4 protein-coding genes are annotated in these 4,338 nt (G+C 63.7%); 1 reads left to right on the forward strand and 3 read right to left on the reverse strand.

The features are described 5' to 3' along the window. Positions 1–203 precede the first annotated feature (203 nt). The 3 genes from G3N99_RS35600 to codB are packed head-to-tail and all read right to left on the reverse strand — an operon-like array spanning position 204 to position 3,487. Positions 204–881, reverse strand: a complete 678-nt coding sequence (locus G3N99_RS35600) for a TetR/AcrR family transcriptional regulator (RefSeq protein WP_174947606.1) — start codon at positions 879–881, stop codon at positions 204–206. Positions 882–921: 40 nt separating this feature from the next. Continuing rightward, on the reverse strand, positions 922–2,175 hold the full coding sequence (gene codA / locus G3N99_RS35605; RefSeq protein ID WP_206124700.1) for a cytosine deaminase: 1,254 nt from the start codon (positions 2,173–2,175) through the stop codon (positions 922–924). A gap of 43 nt (positions 2,176–2,218) precedes the next feature. After that, entirely contained in the window at positions 2,219–3,487 is a 1,269-nt protein-coding gene (gene codB, locus G3N99_RS35610; protein WP_174985670.1) for a cytosine permease, read from the reverse strand. 586 nt (positions 3,488–4,073) lie between these two features. Between codB and G3N99_RS35615 the strand changes: the two genes are divergently transcribed. After that, on the forward strand, positions 4,074–4,338 hold a 265-nt coding region (locus G3N99_RS35615; protein ID WP_206124699.1), incomplete at its 3' end, for an FAD-binding oxidoreductase.

Here is a 4,338-nt window from a genome sequence, read left to right on the forward strand (position 1 = left end):
TCGTCGGCGCTGCCGTGGGCGGTGGCGCGGGCGCGGCGCTGGGCGGCCACGTGTCGCGCAACAACTCGCGTTCCAACGATCATCACCACGGCAACAAGCACAAGAACAAGAAGCGCTACAAGCACGACTGACCGGCGGTTCCCCGGCAAGTGTCGACGGTGCCGGGGGGCCGTGCATGAATGGCGACGGAGGCGGTCAGGCGGTCAAGCCGTCTTTCCGTCGCCGATGATCAGCGCGTTGAGCACCAGATCGGAGATCGTGCGGTAAGCCGCGTCGAAATCGTCGTTTCCCAGCGCACGCTTGCCGAGCACCAGCAGCATCTGGGGCGCGAAATCCGCATACGCTTGCGTGGCGGCCCAGATCAGGAAGAACAGGTGCTCGGCATCGACCTGTCTCACCTTGCCTTCCTCGATCCAGCGTTCGAGCACCCGGATGTCGTCGCGCAACACCGGAATCAGTTGTTTGCGGATTTCCTTTCCGTAGGTCTTGGCCCCGCCGATGATCTCCAGCGCAAAAACCCGCGATCCATGCGGGCGATTCCTGGAGAATTCGAGTTTGGCCCGGATATAGGCCGACATGGCTTCCGCGGGCTCGTGATCGGGCGCCGCAAACTCCCGCATCCTGCCGAGCCAGTCCCGCAAGACGTCGTCCAGCACGCGTTGGTAGAGCGCCAGCTTCGTGGGGAAGTAGTACATCAGGTTCTGCTTCGACAGGCCGGCGGCCGCCGCGATAGTCGCAACGGAACTGCCCGCGAATCCGTCAATGGCAAACGATTCTTCGGCAGCGGCGAGAATGGTCGCCTCGAGACTGTCGCGCAGCACTTCGCGCCGGCCGTGAGGCCGGCCGGGCGTTCCTGCAGTCGGCTCGGACGGGTTCCTCACGATGTTTCCTCCCGCATGTCGGGCCGGCGGCGTCGCCCGCTCAACGCGTGCCTGCTTCAGGATAGGTGATGCGCTCAGGCGCGCGCTGCATGATGACCTTCCCGGCACGGATCGACAATCGCACCTTGGCCTGTGTGCGCACCACTTCATAGTCGCAATCCGCGTCGAGGATCAGCAGATTGGCCGGCCGCCCGACAGCGATGCCATAGCGGTCCCCTAGGGACATCGCATCGGCGCTGTGCTCCGTCACGAAGTCGAGGCAGCGCTGCAAGTCTTCGTAGCCGAGCATGTGGCACACGTGCAAGCCGACGTCGAGGATGCGCAGGATGTTGCCGTTGCCGATGGGATACCACGGATCCTTGATCGAATCCTGTCCGAAGCACACGTTGATGCCGGCGCGATCGAGTTCCGCGACACGCGTAATGCCGCGTCGTTTCGGGAAGGTGTCGAAACGCCCCTGCAAGTGGATGCTTTCGGTCGGACACGAGACAAAATGGATTTCCGACCGCTTCAGCAACCGGAACAGCTTCGAGCAGTAGGCGTTGTCGTAGGAGCCCATCGCGGTCGTGTGGCTCGCGGTGACGCGCGTGCCCATTCCGCGAACCCGCGCTTCCTCGGCAAGCACTTCCAGGAAGCGCGACTGAGGATCGTCGGTTTCGTCGCAATGAACGTCGACCAGGCAGTCCTTGCGTTCCGCGAGTTCCATCAGGAACTTGATGGAGCTCACGCCCTGGTCGCGCGTGTTCTCGAAATGCGGAATGCCGCCCACGACGTCGGCCCCCATTTCGATCGCGCGCTCCATCAGCGCACGTCCGTTCTCGAACGACTCGATGCCTTCCTGAGGGAAGGCGACGATCTGCAGATCGATGAGATCGCGTGCTTCGTCCCTGACCTCGAGCATCGCCTGCAACGCGGCAAGCGTGTGATCGGTGACGTCCACGTGCGTGCGCACGTGCTGGATGCCGTTGTCGCGCAACATGCCGATCGTGGTGTGGGCGCGAGCTTTCGTATCCTCGTGGGTAATGGTGGCCTTGCGCTGGCCCCACCGCTCGATACCTTCGAACAGCGTGCCGCTCATGTTCCACTCGGGTTCACCGGCGGTCAGCGTCGCATCCAGGTGGATATGCGGCTCGACCAGCGGCGGGATGACGAGATTGCTGCCCGCATCGATGACGTCGTCCCCTTGAGACGTCAGCGGCGACGGCTGGAGGTCGATGCCGCGAATCGTGTCCGCCTCGATGTCGATCGTGAAGAGGGCGCTACGGCCGCGCAATCTGGCGTTGATGATTTTCATGAGGATTCCTGTAGTTGTGGGAACGGGAGGGCGCGCAGCGGAATCATTCACCCTGAACGGACGGCTCGCGCGTGAACGCGCGGGCAATCTGCAGCAGCACGATGTAGGCGGCGGCGGACGCCGCGATGCCGACGATCGGCGCGATCCACGGCGACGTATAGGCGAGTCCGGCGCCGATTGCATACGCGGCCAGGCCGACCAGGTTGAAGCGCGGCAGGCGGGCGGCGGCAAGCGACGGGTATTGCCCGCGATGGCGGTACCAGTAGTCCGCCATGATCACGCCGCCGACCGGCGGAATGATCGAGCCGAGCAGCACCAGGAACGGAATCAGCAACTCGTACATCCCGCCGACCGCGAGCACGATGCCGATCGCCGCGCCCACGAGTACGAGCGTGCGGCGCCGTTCGGTGCGCAGCAGATGGCATCCGGCGGCCGCCACGTTGTACATCGTCGGCCCCTGGATGGTCCAGAGATTGAGGCACAGCATCACGACTGCCGCGATCGACAGGCCCTGCAGCATCATCACCTCGACGATGTCGGCTTGCTGATAGACGATCGCGCAGTATGCGCCCGCGATGATCATCAGGCCATTGCCCGCGAAGAATCCGATCATGCTGGCCGCGACGGCGCTGCGCGCGCTGCGTGCGAGGCGGGTCCAGTTGGTTGCCTGGGTCGCGCCGCTGGCAAAGGTGCCGATGACCATGGTCACGGCGGCCGAGAACGGCATCGGATGAGACGGCGCGACATGCGTGAGTCCGGCCCACCCGCCGATATCGCGGGTGGCGATCCACATCGACGTCATCAGAAGCACGAACATCAACGGCACGGAGACGCGCGACAGCACATCCATGCCGCGATAGCCGATGATGGCCGTGATGGAAAATCCGAAGCCGAAGAGGATCATCAACGGCGTGGTAACGGAGGGCGGCCAACCCAGCAACTTGACCAATACGATCGCCACCGTCGCGGTTCCCCATGCATACCAGCCGAGTTCGGCGAAGCCGAGCAGGAAATCGGACAGCTTGCTGCCCACTTCCCCGAAGCAGAATCGTCCCATCAGCACCGCGTTCAGGCCGCTGCGGGCCGCAATCAGCGCGAGCGATGCCGCATAGGCGGCGAGCAACAGGTTTCCGATGACGGCGATCTGGATCATGCTGACGACGTCGAAGGCGACACCGATCTTGCCGCCGGCAAACATCGTTCCCGTGAAGAACGTGAAACTCAACAACACCATCGTGATGGACAGAAATCCGGTGCGTTTCTCGAGCGGGACTTCGCTCAGCGAGAATTCTCCGTGATCCGATTCGTCCATCGGGCTTGCATCCCGGTTCGTGGGCATCTTGTCTCCCGTCAGCGATTGGGTTGGGTCTGAAAGGGGTTACGGGGCCGTGCTTGGATGGGTGACGCGCTGTTTCAGCGCGTCATTCTGTCAGTCCAAAATTTTTACAAGGGTAAAAATTTCGTCCGGGTGGATGGCAGGGACGTTCGCCGGGCCTGTCCGGTTCACGCGGCAGGCGTTTCGTGTATCGGCCGATCCGGCGCGACTCATGCCGCGGGCGAGCCCGCATGTCGAGCCGATGTTTCCGGTGTGCGCACCCTGGGCAACGCAGGTGCGTGCGGCTGGCGGCAGGCCGACCGACCCGTCCAACAACGGCGATCGAGGATGGCGGCACGTACCCGCCAGACCTGGACGCCATCGATCTTCGCGGCTTTCACGGCAATCCATTTCGACGCTGGCTGGGGCTGCCCGGGCGGCGAATCGTCAGCCGACCAGACTCACGGAACGGCGCAACGTTGATTCATCAGACCAATACGTCGGTTTTTACCCGCTTGCCTCCGTGAAATTGCCGTGCTAATTTTTCATGAAATTTCTCGGTGTAATTTTCACGGGAGTCCGCATGTTCGTGCAGTCCGACCGTCACGTCGCAAGCTACTACGCCGGCACCTACCCGGCGCCGATCCCGCATCGTCCGGAACTGGACGAACGCATCGACGCCGACGTGCTCGTCGTCGGCGCGGGTTTCAGCGGCCTGCATACGGCGTTGCGCCTGGCGCTGGCCGGCAAGCGGGTCGTCGTGCTCGAAGCGAGCCGCGTCGCGTGGGCCGCGTCGGGCCGCAACGGCGGGCAGGCGCTGCTCGGCTGGTCGTGCGACATGCAGCCGC

Origin of the sequence: Burkholderia sp. Ac-20392, assembly GCF_017104585.1 — a bacterium.
Lineage (GTDB): Bacteria > Pseudomonadota > Gammaproteobacteria > Burkholderiales > Burkholderiaceae > Burkholderia > Burkholderia lata.

Excerpts from the sequence above, each read along its gene's own strand:
- codB (WP_174985670.1), bottom strand. The coding sequence starts at position 3,487 with ATGGACGAATCGGATCACGGAGAATTCTCGCTGAGCGAAGTCCCGCTC.
- codA (WP_206124700.1), bottom strand. The coding sequence starts at position 2,175 with ATGAAAATCATCAACGCCAGATTGCGCGGCCGTAGCGCCCTCTTCACG.